General features: G+C 40.2%; 13 protein-coding genes. 8 read left to right on the plus strand and 5 right to left on the minus strand.

The features are described from left to right. Positions 1–4: 4 nt before the first annotated feature. From H3H32_RS26585 to H3H32_RS26605, 5 genes are all read left to right on the plus strand, one after another. Positions 5–1,687, plus strand: coding sequence for a peroxidase family protein (locus H3H32_RS26585; RefSeq protein ID WP_182458781.1), 1,683 nt, complete (start codon positions 5–7; stop codon positions 1,685–1,687). Between the two features lie 203 nt (positions 1,688–1,890). Further along, positions 1,891–2,043, plus strand: coding sequence for a hypothetical protein (locus H3H32_RS26590; protein ID WP_182458782.1), 153 nt, complete (start codon positions 1,891–1,893; stop codon positions 2,041–2,043). Next, entirely contained in the window at positions 2,000–2,491 is a 492-nt protein-coding gene (locus H3H32_RS26595; RefSeq protein WP_182458783.1) for a hypothetical protein, read from the plus strand. Before H3H32_RS26590 ends, H3H32_RS26595 begins: the two co-directional genes overlap by 44 nt. A 6-nt stretch (positions 2,492–2,497) precedes the next feature. Next, positions 2,498–2,905: a hypothetical protein gene (locus H3H32_RS26600; protein ID WP_182458784.1), complete on the plus strand. Its 408-nt coding sequence runs from the start codon at positions 2,498–2,500 to the stop codon at positions 2,903–2,905. After that, positions 2,889–3,971, plus strand: coding sequence for a hypothetical protein (locus H3H32_RS26605; protein ID WP_182458785.1), 1,083 nt, complete (start codon positions 2,889–2,891; stop codon positions 3,969–3,971). Before H3H32_RS26600 ends, H3H32_RS26605 begins: the two co-directional genes overlap by 17 nt. Before the next feature lie 838 nt (positions 3,972–4,809). On the opposite strand, the gene H3H32_RS26610 is transcribed toward H3H32_RS26605, so the two are convergent. From H3H32_RS26610 to H3H32_RS26625, 4 genes are read right to left on the minus strand one after another with little or no spacing between them, the layout of a single operon-like run. After that, a complete protein-coding gene (locus H3H32_RS26610; protein ID WP_182458786.1) occupies positions 4,810–5,142 on the minus strand; it encodes a hypothetical protein in 333 nt (110 codons plus the stop codon). Between the two features lie 12 nt (positions 5,143–5,154). Next, positions 5,155–6,474 (minus strand): dynamin family protein, encoded by a 1,320-nt coding sequence (locus H3H32_RS26615; RefSeq protein WP_182458787.1) that lies wholly within the window; start codon positions 6,472–6,474, stop codon positions 5,155–5,157. A gap of 5 nt (positions 6,475–6,479) precedes the next feature. After that, entirely contained in the window at positions 6,480–7,364 is an 885-nt protein-coding gene (locus H3H32_RS26620; RefSeq protein WP_182458788.1) for a hypothetical protein, read from the minus strand. Then, entirely contained in the window at positions 7,309–8,559 is a 1,251-nt protein-coding gene (locus H3H32_RS26625) for a dynamin family protein (protein ID WP_182458789.1), read from the minus strand. Before H3H32_RS26625 ends, H3H32_RS26620 begins: the two co-directional genes overlap by 56 nt. 592 nt (positions 8,560–9,151) lie before the next feature. Between H3H32_RS26625 and H3H32_RS26630 the strand changes: the two genes are divergently transcribed. Genes H3H32_RS26630 through H3H32_RS26640 form a run of 3 tightly spaced genes read left to right on the plus strand, consistent with a single transcriptional unit; the run spans position 9,152 to position 14,216 of the window. Continuing rightward, positions 9,152–12,346, plus strand: coding sequence for a CHAT domain-containing protein (locus tag H3H32_RS26630; protein WP_182458790.1), 3,195 nt, complete (start codon positions 9,152–9,154; stop codon positions 12,344–12,346). Positions 12,347–12,366: 20 nt separating this feature from the next. Next, entirely contained in the window at positions 12,367–12,813 is a 447-nt protein-coding gene (locus H3H32_RS26635; RefSeq protein ID WP_182458791.1) for a hypothetical protein, read from the plus strand. Between the two features lie 26 nt (positions 12,814–12,839). Next, positions 12,840–14,216 carry a hypothetical protein gene (locus H3H32_RS26640; RefSeq protein ID WP_182458792.1) on the plus strand — a complete coding sequence of 459 codons (1,377 nt, stop codon included), beginning with the start codon at positions 12,840–12,842 and terminating at the stop codon, positions 14,214–14,216. Between the two features lie 43 nt (positions 14,217–14,259). Here H3H32_RS26640 and H3H32_RS26645 read toward each other — a convergent pair whose 3' ends face one another. Then, on the minus strand, positions 14,260–17,991 hold the full coding sequence (locus H3H32_RS26645) for a CHAT domain-containing protein (protein ID WP_182458793.1): 3,732 nt from the start codon (positions 17,989–17,991) through the stop codon (positions 14,260–14,262). Positions 17,992–18,333: the final 342 nt, after the last annotated feature.

Raw genomic sequence — 18,333 nt, forward strand, 5'->3', positions numbered from 1 at the left:
ATTCATGGCTACTTTAAACCTACAACGTCCGAATACGGGACACGGTGCGCCCTTACGCGGCTTAGACTCCACGGTTAATTCAACGCTTTTCCAAGGCCGTTTCGGGCGGATATTCCGTAACCTGCCCCCAGCTGTCTTTAAGGATGATGATCTCCTAAAGCTAGCTACCGCCATGACTGCGGAACAGGAGAAAGATCCGGTTACGCATCTACCCGCAGTTACGGAGGAAGCCCAAAATGATGATGAAGAAAATTTTGGCATTCCGGCTGGCTACACCTATTTCGGACAGTTCATCGATCATGACATTACCTTTGATCCGATGAGTATTCAAATCAAACAAACGGACCCTGATGGCTTAGTGGACTTCAGGACCCCAGCCCTTGATCTGGATAATCTTTACGGTCGAGGCCCCAGTGATCAGCCTTATCTTTACGAGCCTGACGGGCGAAAGTTTCTACTTAGTGACCGTTTCTTGACAGGGGGTGATCCTGAGCGAAATCTAACGCGTGATTTACCTCGGTTTCACCAGCGGGCTTTAATCGGCGACAAGCGTAATGACGAAAACGTCATTGTCTCGCAGTTGCAAGGCCTCTTTTTACGGTTTCATAACCACCTTGCGGATTTGCACCCCACTCACTTGTTCGAGCAGATTCAAAAGAGTGTACAGTGGCACTATCAATGGCTTGTTCTGTTTGATTTTCTACCCCGCATTGTTGGCCGGTCAATGGTTGAGGCCATTTTACCACATCTCAAAAGCGGAAAGCCCATCCATGAAGACAAACCCAAACTAAATTTTTTCCACTGGAAAGAAAAACCGTTTATGCCAGTAGAATTTAGCGTAGCGGCCTATCGTTTTGGCCACTCGATGGTGCGGCCGGTGTATCGATTAAGTGCCAAAAACTTACCCAGCCAAACGATAATCCAAGGCTTGGACCACCGAAAAATGGTGTTTGCTCCCGTTGAAAATGATGGTTTAAATGGATTCAGAGAGTTTCCATCAGACTGGGGTATCGATTGGAACCTATTTTTCGAGACGGCTAATCATAAACTTTCGCCCGACACGAAAGGGCCTACGCGCGTTCAACCAGCCTATAAAATAGATAGCTCATTGGTATCACCCTTGGGGGCTTTACCCGAGTTTTCTATTAAAGGGACGAGTACCCCAGTAGACGTACCCGGCTCCGTTCCAGCGCGAAAAGAAATTAATATGCTGGCGCTCCGAAACTTAATCCGGGGTAGTCGACTTGGCTTACCGTCAGGTCAAGATGTAGCCCGTCAGATGGGCTACACGCCGATCAGCGACGTCGATCTGCTGGTTGGCAAAGCCAATACAGACGGATTACCTAAAGGAAAAGACCAAAATTCATCAATCGCCAATATCGCTCCCGCATTCGTTGGTAAAGCGCCGTTATGGTTCTATATTTTAGCTGAAGCGCAGCATGAATGGGTCAAAGCGGTAAAGAATCTTCCTACAGATGACGCAAAAAACAATACGCCTATTCATTTAGGACCTGTTGGTGGACGAATTGTAGCAGAAGTATTGATTGGATTGATGTGGGGCGACGGAGATTCATTTTTAAGTTCTAACGCAACCTTTGTCCCCGAATTTGGTAATCCAAAGGCAGTCTCCGTTTTCGATAAATTTACCATGGGTGACCTGATTAGCCTCATTCCTCCCATCAAGTAATAAAATAGCCGCAACTTTCCTGTAGGTCTTAGACGGGTTGACTGACTGTTTTCAATGACCACTGATAATTAGTGTTTTAAATAGCTATTGTCCATTATGGACGTACCCTTTCAGCGGTTGCTGCCCCCTAAGTCGAATAAAACGGAAAGGGGTCTTTAAATCTAACATACTTCACAATTACTCACGCTTACTCCCCTAACACCATGTCAATTGATGCCCTCAGTCAAATGGCTACGCTGCTGCTGGCCATTAGTCTTGCCAGCGAACGCGTAGTTACAATGGCTAAAACGGCTTTCCCTGTCTGGTTAGCCGATGAAAAAAAAGACGGATGCCCAAGAGACCGACCTGGTCGCTGACAGACTTAGACGCATTCTGGTTCTATTGATCGCTTTTTTTGCGTCCTGGCTAACCGCCTTTTTTGTTGAAGAATCCCTCTCCTCATCTGCTACCTATGATTTAATTATGCTGGTCAAGGGGGCAATTCCTTTTGGTGATGGTAAGGGAGCCGTAAAGCTACCTGTTCCAATCATTGGGCTTTTAGCCAGTGGCGGCTCGTCTTTGTGGAACAATGTACTTGGCTACACGAAAGCTGTTAAAGACATTCGTTCGCAGCAAAAAGCTAACGAAAGTCTAACATATCAGCAAAATGCTAAAAAATTAGGCTTAACGACCTACGATACGGGTAATGCCGTACGGCAAAAAGTAGCCGATTCAGTCATTGATAGATTATCAACCCTTACTGAACCAGGGTTTAGTTTCGGGAATAGCTTCGCCAATAATGCTCCGTTATTATCAAGAATATAACTAACCATGAATGATCTGGCTATTATTCCTATCAGCTCATCGGGTGGACCTGTTTTTGTTACGGTAGCCATCCCGAAATTTCCCCAAAGCCTGGCAGGTATTGTTTGGCGCTACGACGCTAAAGATACATTTGATACCAAAGCGGGCATGTTTGTAACAACCGCTTCGGAAGTACCACTAGGAGCTCCATCGGTAATCAACACTAAAAAGTTTTTAGTCGAAGGCGCCGTGTTGAGTCATAACGATGATCCCCCAACTCCTTACCAGGTCGTGGTAACAGTAACCCAGGATGGCAAAATATTGCATTCTGAAATACCATCAATTGGCGGGTTTGGCAAGCTAGCTGACAAAAACGTTCCCTTTTTGTACCGTTTTCAACTTATCACTTCGCCAGCTAATGAACAGACTAGTTAAACGGATAAAGGCCTGCGCTTTATACTTTTTTGCCATTGCTTCATGGCCTGTTTTTAGTCAGGATCCACAGTCATTGGTCAATTCCATCAACTATGGCATCCCCGTATCGCCTGCCTTTGAGCTTTTACCCAGCAAGCCCTCGGAAACATCCAATCTGGTCACGCCCAAAGATGTTTACACGACCATTCCAAGCTTCATTAGTGACGGTAAATTAAAGACGGGCGTAGCGGCCGATATTAGGCCCTTTTCGTATTGGGTAGGCAATTTGGCGGCCTATCAAAACAACAAGCTGAAGCAAATTTTGTGGCGAACGGTTGTCGCTGTTGGAACAGCACCGGCTGTTACGGGCGATGATGCTTACCTTAGCACTGGCCTTCGTACAACAATTATTGATAAGGGAGATCCACGCGCCAACCGAGCTTATATAGACCGATTAGTCACAGCGTATGCAAACGGACTCGGTTCCCTGCCGACCCCGCCCAGTTTTAACATGACGCAGGACCAGCTTAATCAACGAGCCATTCAAGCGGCTCAAGCCTCAGAGCTGGGTATGCTAAACGCCGATACAGAGCGGGAGAATATACTAAAAGACAGTTGGAATGCCTTTAAGGTTGACGTTGGAGCAGCCTACATGGTCAAGGCGGTAAACGGCAGTTTTCAATCCGATCAACTTAAGGCGGATCGGTGGGGTATTTGGGTGGCATCAGGTATACCGATTGGCAAAAAAGGACAGTTAAGTATCACAGGGAAAACTTCAAAAGTCCTTAGCGCTACCAGCAACCAGAGTGAAACTAGTCGGCATGTCGCTGGCGGGCGGTTACGCGTTTTTATTTGTAAAAGCTTCGCGGTATCGGGAGAAATCGCTGGATTGTGGTCAAATTACAGTCAGGATGCAACGCTCAATGAAGCCTGGACGCACTTCGCTATCATCAGCGAAATCAAAGTTCCTCTTCTGGGTGGGTGGGTAAATCTGGCCTATGGAGGAGATACGGCGCACCGTACAAGCGCTAATAGCAAATTTTCGTTCAGCTACGCAATTTCAGCAAACCGTATATTGAAACAATAATCTTCATAATTGTACTCTACTCTCGTTAGCAAGTTATTGATTGAAAGTGGATTTAATTTCGCCTTAAATTGCCCTAATTAGGCCTATTTTCAGTTGGCTCTAAATAGTTGAGATTCTCTCAAATTAGTTATTAAACACTGGGCAAGCTATATTAAAAATATGGTTTGCCCTTAAAATTGTGCATTAATACACGAACGTGTCGTTAAACAGATGAACTCTTTGTTCTTAAGAAAATCCTTCGATCAGTTCGTCTATGTGACTAAAACCGAAGAGTAACTGTCTCTTATTGACAGCCTGAGAACCGACTTTGGCATAGAGCCTTACTGATTAATAATCTATTTAAATGTCACGCCACAACTTCTCCTTGGTAATTGCTTTCGTAGTCTCTAATAATGGCACTGGCGCTACACTAAATTATTTCTTCTAAATTTTACTTTACTACATACGCTTCCGAGGTATATCTGGAGAGCTATGGGCAGTTCGCTCATAACGGTCTGGTCGCCAGTTCAAGTCTGGCCGGGCCCACCATTTAAATCAAATACTTATTTATAACACTATCATCGCAATATATATCATGGGGTTACACAGGGCTTACATTCAACGTGTTTGGAAATAGAGGGATCTTATTAATCCGTAAATAGCATTGTAAAGTTTACATCTAAATAAATAACTAGTTATCAACAATTTAAATAAAGTAAAGATCTACAAACTTACTCACGAATCAATAATTGATATATTACGAATTGTCTAGATGTACGATCTTTATGTATTCGGAGTTCTAATTTCCAAATCCTCCATAAAACTTGTCGTTAAGGAATGTAAAAATCAGGGACTCAATCTATTTGTTTAGCGTAAAATCATTATTTAAACGCATTATTAGAGATTTAATCTGCGCAGCACGTTCTTTAAAATATTTTTCTTCATATGTCTCTGTTGGCGAGGTATAACTATTTAGATATAACTGACTTTCTGAGTCCAAACGCTTACAAAGCTCAATAAGTTTTTTTTGTACTTTTTCAAGATAATCGGAAGCTGATTCAATATAGGCAGAATAAGATTCTCTATAATAAGCTGATAGTTCTTTCTCATATTCTTCTTTCTGTGAATTTTCGGCAGCCTTTCCTACCATACCTCCAATGATGCCTTCGAACAATTGCTCCAATTGGGCCAAAGATAGCTCCTCCTAATAACATACCACCGGTTGCTCCCCCCCAGCTGCTTTACCATTATTATTTTTTTCAACAGGCTTAGACGGCAGGTATACTTTTGGTTTAGATGGCAGCTCTATAGCCAGAGAAATATTGAATTCATAAGATAAGAGAATTGATATCGAATTGACACTAGCTAATATATCTTTAAAATAATTTTCTATTCGTTGGACTTGGCCAACTTTCCAAGTTGAAAATGTACCATCTCGCAAGGCACCAGCTAATTCTTCGCTATAATCCTCAACAATATCTTTAGACCATTTATTTAAATTTTTTATTTTCTTCTTAACAATATTGCTAGTCTCTACAATTTGTTTAGTTTCAGTAGTTATTTTAGTTAAACGAATAGAAGAGATTTTATTAAATTGAGATTCTGAAAATTTAAGCTCTTCATAAAGTGTATTAGTAATATGCTCTACAAGTAGAAAAACTCTACTACTTCTCCATTGGGACAAATTATCTTGTAGTGTTTCAATAACCTTCACAAGGTTATCTTTAAAAACAGGCAGTCCAGACTCACGAAGGCCTTCTTCATTTCCATTGTGAATTGATCGAAGAGCAGGAAGAGCATCTACTTTAAAAAGATTTGTTTTAATTGGGGTGTCGAGCTTAGAAAGAAATTCCTCCACTAAACTCATTGACCTTTCCCAGACTTTCTTTTGATCATCTTCACTAAGAAGGCTAAGAAAATTAATTACAAAAATAATCCCTTTAATGCCGTAAGGGAGTAACCAAGATTCCATAAAATCCACTTCTGAGCGGGTCCATAATTGCTTTGCATTCAGCATAACAATAACGACGTCGGCCATCAGTACTTCGTTACGTATATATGATTCTTGGTCTTCCCGATCATTGATTCCAGGGAGGTCAATTAAACATACACCCATTTCAAGAATTGAATGAGGAAGGTTAATTGACACATGGTCAACTTTAGGCCGCTGTCTATTTTCATCTAATATTGTATACTGCTTAAGTAAATCTGTATCTTTCCCTGTAACACGTTCCCCATTTTTTAATAATATATCAACATGAATCGAACTCCCATATCGAATATATATGGCAGAGCCCGTAGTAGGTATTAAATCAACTGGCAGAGCTTTTTGACCTAAAAGTGCATTAAGGAGAGTCGACTTTCCTTGATTAAAAGGTCCAACAATAGCAATATGCACCTCTTCAGATTTCCATAAGTTTTGCAAGGCAACTAGCTGTTGTTGATAGTTGCCTAACTTGTCAGGATTAATAATTCTTATGGCCTCCTCTAAAAGAGGCCATAAAGACGCTATAGTTTTTTCCATACACGTTAATTCTTAAAAAAATTATCATGTATATCCTCAACCTCTTCACGTGCAATATGAGTAGCTTTCGCAAATGCACTTAATCTATTTACTTCTATATCAAGATTTATTTGCTCTTTTTTTCTAGAAGCAAGTACATTATCTAGCTCTCCTTTTCTTTCATCTATATCCTTACTCAGCTTACTTTCAACATCTTGTGAATAATTAGAAAATTGATTATATACATTTTGATAGACCTGTAGTCGTCCTTCAGTTGCACTATTGGGCAATGACTTTTTAATCTCTTCCGCCATAGTACGAAGAACTTTTTGACGAGCACGCTCAGCTTGATAACCGCCAACCCCAAGTCCTAATAATGCTAGACTTATAGGCCCTAATAGAGTCCCCGTTATAGCTAATACTAATCCACCAGTAACGATTACTGCAATTAAATTTGTCACTATTTTCTTCCAATCAAAAATACCGCTGCTTGCCAAAACTACACCGGCTAAATCTCCCATTATAGCTGCGCCACCACCAGCTAAAATTCTTTGCCACAGGGGAGTGTCGCCGTCATCCATATGAATAGATGATTTATTGGAACCTCCTGTAAGAATTTCTCCAATTGAATCAACAGTATTTTCATATGAAACAGAGTATTCTCGAGCAGATAAAGCGATTGCTTCTAATTCAATTCTTACAGATTTTTCAGCAACCCGTGTCCACTCTGAGATCTTTCCTCTAAGATAGCGTTCAAAAGCCGCTTCTAAGTTAGCTTCAAATTCAGCCCGTTTTTCTTTACGAAACAGAAAGTCTACAAACCCTAAATCGGGCTGATATTGCCCAAAGTCTTCTTCAAAAGTTGTAGATAAACCCAAAAAAAAAGGTGTAAAAAGAATTAGAAAGTTCATTTGCAAGCCTATCGCGAACAGTATTTACCTTTTTAATAAATTCATCACGCAATTGTCGAAGCTGGTCAAATTTTGGTTGAATCTCAGTAATCTTCCTTTCAAGTTCATTTATAGGTTCATAAAGAAGTGGAATCCTCAAATCGACAGCTTCTCGTACACGCCGATCGGCAGAGCGTGCAACTGCACGTGCAGTACCAAACTCTGCTGCTGCTCTGTCTTTTATTAAAAATTCTTCAAGAGCTTTTGTAAAAGGTACAAAACCTGTACCGTCTAAGCTTTGATTTTTTCTTCGAGCTAAAAAAGCTTTTAATGCTGAAATTTCAAAAACTCTTTGATCGTAGATATTTACGCCATCAACATTACAGTATTTCTCTAGATTTGAACGAAAAACAGCTCGAATTTTTTCTTCAGCGTGAGCCACCGAAACTTTATCATCAGGATCATCAAGACGGCGGGCAATTTCATCCCACATATTAATTAGAAAAAAGACAGTTAATCCTCGATTTAATATATAGGTTTCAAGGTAACGTTCTTCATTTCTAGTCCAAGGTTGTGTAGCGCTGACGACAAAAAGAATTGCATGGCATTCTCGGATATGTGTCAGAGTTAATTCATCTCGTTTCTCGGTATCATTTAAGCCAGGGCTGTCAATAATTTCTATCCCTCTTTTAAGCAAAGGTAGAGAAGTATATATGACTGCTTGCTCAACATCGGGAAAAGCTTCACGATTTTCCTCCGCAAATCGTGAAGCTTCATCTATTGGTATTGTGTAAGTAGATTTAAAATCACTAAATGAAAGCACTTGAGGACTTTTACCATCATTAAAGTATATTGTAACACCTTCTTTTCCTTCATCACTGTAGCGTAATGTCGTAAGGACCGCTGTGCATGGGTTTACATCGCGAGGGAGTAGATCTTCGCCAAGAAGAGCATTAAGAAATGTACTTTTACCACGCTTCATATCCCCCAAAACAAGTAGTCTGAATACGCCTTTTTTTAAGCTATCAGAGATTGTAAGAAGGTCTTGAGAAATAGAGCCCAGCTCTAATGATCCAGATGCTTTTGCACTTTCTACTTCCGAAGCATCGATAAGATTAACTATATGGGCTAATTTTGTAGAGAGCTTATCACGAGTCTCTTTAACCTCATCAAGACTTTCTCCTAAACTAGAATTAAAATCTGTTTGAAACTCCATAATTATATGCTTTGAAAAAATGTGGATACAGTTAAATCTTTTTGTCTTACCAAGGTGAATTATATATGTTAAAAATTAATACTGATACTAAGGGAAATGAGGTAATTATTTTATTGGGTATGTATATAAATTTAGCAAATGGTGACTATACTTCTATATCGCTACCTTATTACAGTTAAGACAAAGCTATTCATACAGCTGACAATCTGTAGTTCAATATGTCTGTTTTTACCTTATGGATTAATGTGCTGATATTTAGATAATTACCCCAATATATTCATTGATTTTGATAGCTTTTGCTTATAAATTTATTTTTCCGTTAGTATAGGCTTACCAATAGAATATAAGATTGCCGTACATTTAAAGTAGTGGTCCCACCACTATGGTGGTAAGTTTAAAATATTTATAAAGATGTAAACAGTCTGATAATTAGACAGTAAGGGTTTGTAAAATATAAAATCCAGTTCACAGATCAATTATATAAAAATGACCATCTACTATTGTATTATTTAAATATATCATTATGTATTATTCTTTATGCCAGAATTGCTAAGCCATTAAATCAGCAAATAAATCTATATTTTGGCCGGTAATGAATATTATAGGGCAGTTCCTCAAATCTGACTTTTTTTTAAAAGTGAGTCCAACTGGCTGGGCTTTCGCTCAAAATATCTTCGGAAGTATATATGCTCAGTCGCAAAAAGGGGATCAAGCTTCTAATATTGAACTAGCTATAGAAGCTTACCAGCAAGCGCTCAAAGTCTATAATCAGAAAGACAAACCACAGCTGTGGGCCATGGTCCAGCATAATTTAGGGAACGCCTATCGTGCTCGGATTAAAGAAGACAGAGCTACTAATATTGAACTAGCCATTGAAGCTTATCAGCAGGCCTTCAAAGTATATACCTACAAAGACTTACCATTGGACTGGGCCATGACTCAGAATGGCCTAGGTAATGCCTATACCGAACGGATTAAAGAAGAAAGAGCTTCTAATATTGAACTAGCTATAGAAGCTTACCAGCAAGCGCTCAAAGTCTATAATCAGAAAGACAAACCACAGCTGTGGGCCATGGTCCAGCATAATTTAGGGAACGCCTATCGTGCTCGGATTAAAGAAGACAGAGCTACTAATATTGAACTAGCCATTGAAGCTTATCAGCAGGCCTTCAAAGTATATACCTACAAAGACTTACCATTGGACTGGGCCATGACTCAGAACAATTTAGGAAGTGCTTATTCTGAACGTATTAAAGGCAGTAAAGCTATCAATATTGAACTAGCTATAGAAGCCTACCAGCAAGCGCTCAAGGTGTATATTCAAAGTGATTTCCCTTTAGACTGGGCCGGAGTACAGAATAATTTAGGCAATGCCTATCGTATACGAATCAGAGAGGATCGGGTACAAAATATAGAACTTTCAATTGAGGCTCACCAATATGCTCTTAAAATATTTAAACAGAGCGATTTCCCTTTGGAATGGGCTAATACACAGAATAATTTAGGAACAGCTTATCGCGCGCGAATTAGCGGAGATTTAGCACAGAATATAGAGTTGGCTATTGAAGCCTTTCAACAGGCCTTGCAAATAAGAAACAAGAAAGATTTGCCTCTAGCTTGGGCAATGAGCAAATTAAATCTTGGTAATGCTTTTAGTGATCGTATTAACGGGCATCAAGCTGATAATATTGAGTTAGCTATTGAAGCTTACAGTCTGGCACTTGAAGTTTTTACGTTTTATTCTCTACCCCAGGAATGGGCAGTCACTCAGAATAGTTTAGGTAATGCTTATCGTAACCGTGTTTTAGGAGATCAAGAAAAAAACATTGAGTTAGCAATAGACGCTTTTCAGAAAGCACTCAAAGTTTATACTGAACAAGACCAACCCCTAGACTGGGCAACAGCTCAAAACAACTTAGGCAATGCTTACAGCGCACGTATATTTGGCGATAGAATACAAAATTTACAACTCGCTATTAAATCGTTCGCACTGGCCTTGCAAGTACGGACAGAACAAGCCCTGCCAGTAGAGTGGGCTACTACCCAGCACAATATAGGAATCGCTTATCTTGATAATATTAATGGCGATCAGTTGCTGAATGTAGACCTTGCTATTAATTCCTTTCAAAGAGCATTACGTATTTTTAACCCGCATTTATTTCCATTGCAAAGTTTTAGAACTGCTACAATTCTGGGAATGCTATTCTTTAAAAGAGAAGATTGGGGACAAGCACGTAAAGTTTTTGAACAAGCTCATCAAGCTGCTGAATACAGTCGCCAACAGCAGTATTTACCTAATCGTAAGCGACTAGCAGATGAAACTGCAGACCTTTATTCCTATCTAATAAGTGTCTGTTTACAGTTAAACGATAAAATAGCTGCTTTTCAATATATACTTGCGGCAAAAGGACGATCTGATATAGAACGGCTTGGATTACTACAAACAGTAGAGCAGCTCTTAGATAAATATCCAGAAATGGCTGATGATTATACAAGTATACGTCAATTACAACAGATTTTAAATGAACTGAGCTTTAAGTTAGAAATCTTATCTAAACCATCTAATGACGATCTGTTGCTTGACGAGGATGAAAAAAAACAACAATGGATAAAGTTGACCGAACAAATTCTGCAGTATCGTCTTCAATTACAAAAAGCATTTGAAAGATTAAATTTTCGCTTTCCTAGGTCTACTAGTGTTCAACCTTTACCAAGCCTTACTGCTCAAAAGATGCAAGAACTAGCTAACGAGATGGGAGCTACTCTCATTGAATACTTTAGGCATTGGAACGGTTGGATAGCATTTATAGTGTCAGCCGATCGATCAGTAAATTGTGTAGAATTCCCTGCTGATTTAGATACCTTCTTACAAAAACATTTATTATCTAATGATAATTATAATATTTTAAATAGCTTCCAAGAAGACCATCCTATGCATGAGCGGCTTTACTTTAAATCATTTTATCAAAGATTAATAGCTCCCTTAGAAGATTTTTTACCAGAAAAGGGTCAGCTATTTATTGCTCCTGAAGGAATTTTATATCAAGTACCTTTCGGAGCTTTATGGAAGAAAAATATCACTCATCGCCTGATGGATCAATTTCTTTTATCGTTAGTACCTAGCTTATCATTTCTTTTCAATTTATTCCAGCAACGAAAGAGCATATCGATTGATCCATTGGCGCGTCAAGATCGGCTGCTGAGTGTTGTTTATCCGGGCAATGACCCCTCAGATCGAAATTATCTCACTCATGCATATAAAGAAGCAATCGAGGTTGCAAAACATTTTATGCATACAGAGCAACTTGACAACGAGCAAGCTCAACCTGATCAATTAATTAAATTATGTCAGCAGAAGGCATTCTCTGTAATCCATTTTGGGTGTCACGGCCGATTCGAGAAAGAAGCTCCCGAATATTCATGTTTAATATTACATAGGTCACTGACAGTTCAACAAATCGTCAATGAGCTACGATTGCAGCAATCCCCTTTGGCAACTTTAGGAGCCTGTCAAACGGGACTATCCAGAACGTTCAAAGGGGGAGACCAGACGGGTCTTAGCCAAGCTCTATTTATGGCTGGCGCCAAAACAGTCTTGGCTAGCCTTTGGTCAGTGAATGATGAATCGACACGAGTTTTATTTGAGCATTTTTACCGCAAGCGTGCAGAGTTTGGTGTTTCAGAAGCAGAGGCTTTACAGTATGCACAACAGCAGGTTCGTCAGTATCCTGAGTGGCAAGATGCTTATTATTGGGCAGCTTTTCAAATCATGGGGCAAACAAACTAAAACCTTTAAATATTACAATAATGGATTCTTATATATTCATTGAAAATGCAATAGGCCATTTGAGCGATTTTGAAGAAAATTTTGACGAAGTCGTAGCCGATTTGGATCCAGAAGAATTGCATAGGCTTGCTGATCAGTTTAATAACTTGCTTGAGAAATGGGCTATTACTGAAAAGTCAGAAGTTGATATATATGTCCACTTAGCAACTGAATCAATAAGGTTATTAATTCAGTATCCTAAAGTGGCAAATATATTAAATATCCAACCTTCTATCTTTCAGCAGAGTAAGGGTCACAAACTTAGTGTCAAGCGACTTTCGCCTGCTTCACTAGAAACTCCATTTTTAAAGACAACTGATTTAGAAATCCAAGGTCGACTAGCGAAACAGGCTCATAGGCTCGTCAATGATGTATATCCTATCATTACAAAACTGTGTAGCCAATTAAATCAAAAAGCTAAATCTTAATTTTTGACCACGTAGCTACTAATAAATTGGAATCGAAACCATCCAGACTGATTGAGGAGAAAGAATTAAATGATCCTTATTTGTGTGCTAGCTTCTACTTAAGTGGAGAAAAAGCCAAAACGTTTGCCCAAATATGTGCTAATACATTTTCGTTGTTCTCACAATCTGAAGAGGAAATGCTATTTGGTATGGAGGCTCAGTGGAAATGGGTCAATGAATCTGAATTAATTCAATTATTTTTATTTAATATACCTGATGAGCCAAGACCCTTGGAACGTGCCAAAATTGCTTTAGTACAACTTATTCAAGCAAGAACCGGGCAAAACATGCTCCAAGATTGGACATTTTTCCGACAGCGTTTGTTAGAGATTATCAAGAAAGCAGATATATTTCTTCCTATCGATGCGCCACAACAATTAAGAATTAATCAGTCTGATCAGTTTTGGGGCTACTCCTTAGTATATGGGGCAGATTATATAGCTGAATTACCATTGATGAATGAAATATTTTATCAATTAAAACCCAATTTGCAACAAACAGTAAAAAGTTTCGTAGATAATCCTGTACAAGTAATTAAGCAGGTTACTTTCGGAGTAACAAAAATTATTAATAATAAAGATTTTGGATTCATATCCCTAATTGATGTACCAACCGGTTTAGGAAAAGATGCAGGCTTAGTTTATTGGCTACTCATGCGTAAGAATGATGCTGCTTTCAATAATTGGTGCTTTTCTCCGAACAGTCGATTGAGTCAAATCGAAATATTTGCTCATAAGGCATTTGCTCATGCATTTCAATTACAATTATTTCGATCCGAATGGGATGAAACAATTGAACGACTCCTTTGGGACAATGCATTTGTTTATGAAACCTCCGAGACAGAGAATCAACAATTAGCTCTTAATACCTTATCGAACAATGTTAGTAAGCTCATAAAGATTCATCCATTAGCTGAAGCTGTTAACGCTACTTTGCAACAACAATTAGTAAATATAACCATTACTCGAAGTCAACTGTATGATAATCAAATATTTCAGCATCTAACTAAGTTAATGCAGAACAATGCAGATGACGTACGACTTTTTACGGAAAAACTAAAAGCAATTAGTTCATCCACTAATACTTCTATCGATTTTTATCGAGTTAAGCTAACCCAAGCAGATGAGCTATCTAACAAACGATTGCAATCCATAATAACCTTTCTGGGTTTGTTATTAGGAGTATTACAAGTATATAGTAACACGGATGCCAGTAATCTCATTAAATGGCTATGCTCTAGTCAACAACCTACAACTTATAGCCAGGAACTTCTCGTGCGTGTTGCTACTGCGATTACTATTGCGCTTTTAATGCCACCGATTTTCCGTAGTTTATTAGACGCTTTTCGGAGAGATACTTATTAGTAACAGACTGCTGGTATGTGCATAGTTATAGCATCTAGAATGTTTATACCGGCAAACCTACTATCTGGTAGGCTGCCCAATAATAAGCATCTTGCCACTCAGGATACTGACGAACCTGCTGTTGTGCATACTGTAAAGCCTCTGCTTCTGAAACACCAAACTCTGCACGCTTGCGGTAAAAATGCTCAAATAAAACTCGTGTCGATTCATCATTCACTGACCAAAGGCTAGCCAAGACTGTTTTGGCGCCAGCCATAAATAGAGCTTGGCTAAGACCCGTCTGATCTCCTCCCGTAGTACTCTCAGTCATACCCGTCTGGCAAGCTCCCAAGGTTACCAATGGAGATCTTTGCAATCGTAGCCGATTGACAATTTGTTGGACAGTTAGTTGACCGTTCAATAGCAAACAGGAGTGCTCTGGAAAAAAATTATCAAATTGCCCATGACAGCCAAAATGGATGGCGGAGTAGGCATGCTGTTGACAGAGCTCAATTAGACGATCCGGCTGTGCCTTTTCATCATGTAGCCACTCGACTTGTATGAAGTGCTGAGCAATGGCAACTGACTCAGGATATACCTCTGTAAGATAAGTCTTTAATAAGGGATCATCACCTGGATAGACAACGCTCAATAAATAGTCTGAGGGGGGCAGAGGAGTTACTTCGCTTGTTTGAGCTTGTTGGAAGAGCGTAAATAGAAACGACATACTAGGTACTACACTAAATGTGAATCGATCAATCAGTCGGTTATTTGATGTATGTTTCCATAAGGCTCCAAAGGGTATTCGCTTAAGAATTCCATCAGGAGCAATAAATAGCTGACCCTTTTCTGGTAAAAAGTCTTCTAAGGGAGCTATTAATCTTTGATACAAAGACTTAAAGTAGAGTCGTTCTTTTAAAGGAAACTTGCTTTGATAACTAGAGAGAACAGCATCTGTATCAACTTGCTCTTCGAGAATTGTCTGCAGAGTTTCGGGTAATCTTACACAGTCGTATACTTGATGTGCAGTCACGATAAAGGCTACCCAACCTCTATAGCACTGGAAGTACTGCACTAAGGTGGCCTCTAAATCATTTGCCAATCTAATCAGGTTCGCAGCAGTGAGGCTGCGGGTATATTGAACACTAGTGATTAGAGGAAAGCGAAAGTTAAGCTCTTCTAGAGCTTGGCGTAACGCAAGCCGTGTCTGGATGATCTGTTGAATAGTCTGGGCGCGGAATTGTCGTTCATCGTTTTCATCAAGTCGCTGATTGTGTGCAACTGGCTTGGAGTAACTCCGCAATTGAATACTGAGTTGCTCTAGCTTTTGCTGTAATTGGCGAATGTGCTGATAGTAATTCGCCATTGTAGGATTTTGGGCAACCAACTGGTTTAATGGCTGAGCAGCCCCCAGTCGTTCTGCATCGGATCTGCCTTTAGCTGCCAGCGCATAGTCTAAGGCGGCCTGTTTATCGCCTAAGTTCAGGCAAATATCGACTAGGTAAGCATACATGTTGGCGGTTTGCTGAGCTAAAAGGTGCCGACTATAAGTGTACTGTTGTTGTCTTTGGTGCTCAGCAGCCTGGTGAGCCAACTCCAACGCCTGTCGAGCCGCTGTCCACTGAGACTCTTGAAAGAATAGCTCACCAAGTAAGTGAGAAGTTTCAAAGCATTGGATCGGTAGTAAGTCAGGTGTAAATATTGTTAATGCTTGCTGATAGGCCTCAATAGCCATTTCTACATTCTGAGCTCGATCCCCCTTCGTACGGTTTTGATAGGTAAATCCAAGAACATATTGTGTAGTAGCCCATTCAATAGGCATAGTTTGCTGGGTGCGTACAACCAGGGCTAATTGATAAGCTTGGATGGCCGCTTCCAAATTTTGGGCCTGATCACCATGGATGCGGTTTCGATTTGCATTGCCCAAGTTGTGTTGGGTCTCAGCCCAAGCGTAGGGCATTGCTTGCTGAGAGCGTACAGTCAAGGCTTGCTGATAGGCCTCAATAGCCATTTCTACATTCTGAGCTCGATCCCCTTCAATGCGCTCACTATAAGCGCTGCCTAAGTTTTGCTGAGTTCCAGCCCATTCGACTGGCCAAATTTGCTGAGTATGCACTTTTAGAGCGTGCTGAAAAGCTATAATAGCTGTTTCCAGATTGTGAGCTCGATCCCCCCGGATACGGAAAAAATAAGCAAGGCCTAATGTATTCTGAGTTGTCGCCCAATCATATGGCCAAGCCTGCTGGGTGAATTGCGTCAAGGCCTGCTGGTAGGCCTCAATGGCTTCTTCCAAGTTCTGAGCTCGATCCCCCTGAATACGAAAAGAATATGCAAGACCTAAATTGTGCTGGGTATTGGCCCACTCAAAAGACATGGACTGCTGAGTGCGCACAATTAGGGCAAGTTGAAAAGCCTCAATAGCTGCTTCAAGATTCTGAGCTCGCCCCCCCCGGATACGAACAAGATTCGCACTACCTAAGTTATTTTGAGTACGAGCCCACTTATCGGGCCAAGTTTGTTGAGAAAACACAGTCAGAGCTTGTTGATAGGCTTCAATGGCTAACTCAATATTGGTAGCCCGATCGCCCTTGATACGGTTTTGATATACAATGCCTAAGTTATTCTGAGTGTCCGCCCACTTATCAGGCCGAGCAGATATAATCATAGCTCGTTGATATGACTCAAGGGCCTTTTCCAAGTTCTGAGCCCGATCTCCTTCAATGCGCTCTTGATACGCAATACCTAAGTTGTTCTGGATATCAGCCCACTTATCAGGCCAAGTTTGCCGGGTAAATACAGTCAGGGCTTGTTGGTATACCTCAATGGCTGCTTCCATATTTTGAGCCCGATCTCCTTCAATGCGCCCTTGATACGCAAGGGCTAAGCCTTGCTGGATGTCAGCCCAGTCATAAGGCTCAGTCTGCTGTGTAAATACAGTCAAAGCTCGTTGATAGGACTTAATGGCCATTTCTAGGTTCTGAGCTCGATCCCCATGTATGCTCTTTCGATATACATCACCTAAGTTGAACTGAATGATAGCCCACTTATCAGGCCAAGCTTGTTGAGTAAATACAATCAATGCTTGCTGAAAGGACTCAACAGCCGCTTCTATATTCTGAGCCCGATCTCCTTCAATGCGCTCTTGATATGCCAAGCCAATAAGAAGTTGAGTTAGAGCACACTCAATGGGCATCACGTGTCGAGTTCGCAGAGTCAGGGCTTGCTGATAAGCTTTAATGGCCGCTTCCACATTCTGAGCTCGATTCCCTTCTTTTGATCGCATGTAGGCTATGCCAATTTCCTGTTTAAAATTAGCCCACTCCTTAGGGAAGTTTTTTCTAAGCCACTCTGTGCTAAATAGCTTTATAGCCCCTAAGAGCAATCGATCTCGATTTTGCTTGTTCTCTAAGGAAAAATAGGTTTGGAAGGCAAAATCGATTAAAAGAATAATTCGATGTTCAATATGCTCTGCATCATTTGTGTAATGTTGAGCCATATCAATTAGAAATTGGTAGGCTGTATCAGATAGCATCCAGCTTTTATTCTGTTCCAGAAAAGCCTCATATTGTTCATCAGCCAAGGTTAACCACTGCGAAGCGAGTTGCCTTGTTATAAGGCTTGTAATCCAGGGTAGGATATCAGCAGGCAAATCATTAGCCTGAATCCGCTCCAAAACTCGCTCCTCCAACTGCGGGATTAATAAGGAGTTATTAGCTGAAATTAGTTGATTCAGCTCTTCTTTAGTGTTAGTGGCAACCAATTGATCGATAAATGCATCATATTTCGAAGGGTGCATATCAACAAAAGAATATTGTGGAAGCTATAATTTAGCTATCAGACTTAAAAAGTACTAAATTTTGGTGACAATTGGGTAAAAAAGGAGGCAGTTGCATGATACGAATTACGTTTAGCACTATTATAAATACGGTATTATCTCAATAGCTATCTTTCTCACTCATCTTTTGTATAACTAGGGTATTTTTTCAATAGTCTAGTAGTGTCATGGCAAGTATAATGCATTCCTCGCCCAGAGTAAAAAATTAATATTGACAAGACAATCCTTCTTTCCGATCCTTCACATACCCATTAACCAGTTGACGCAAAATAATTTTGCCTAGAAAACAAAAATAAGCTACAT

The organism is Spirosoma foliorum (genome assembly GCF_014117325.1).
Classification (GTDB): domain Bacteria; phylum Bacteroidota; class Bacteroidia; order Cytophagales; family Spirosomataceae; genus Spirosoma; species Spirosoma foliorum.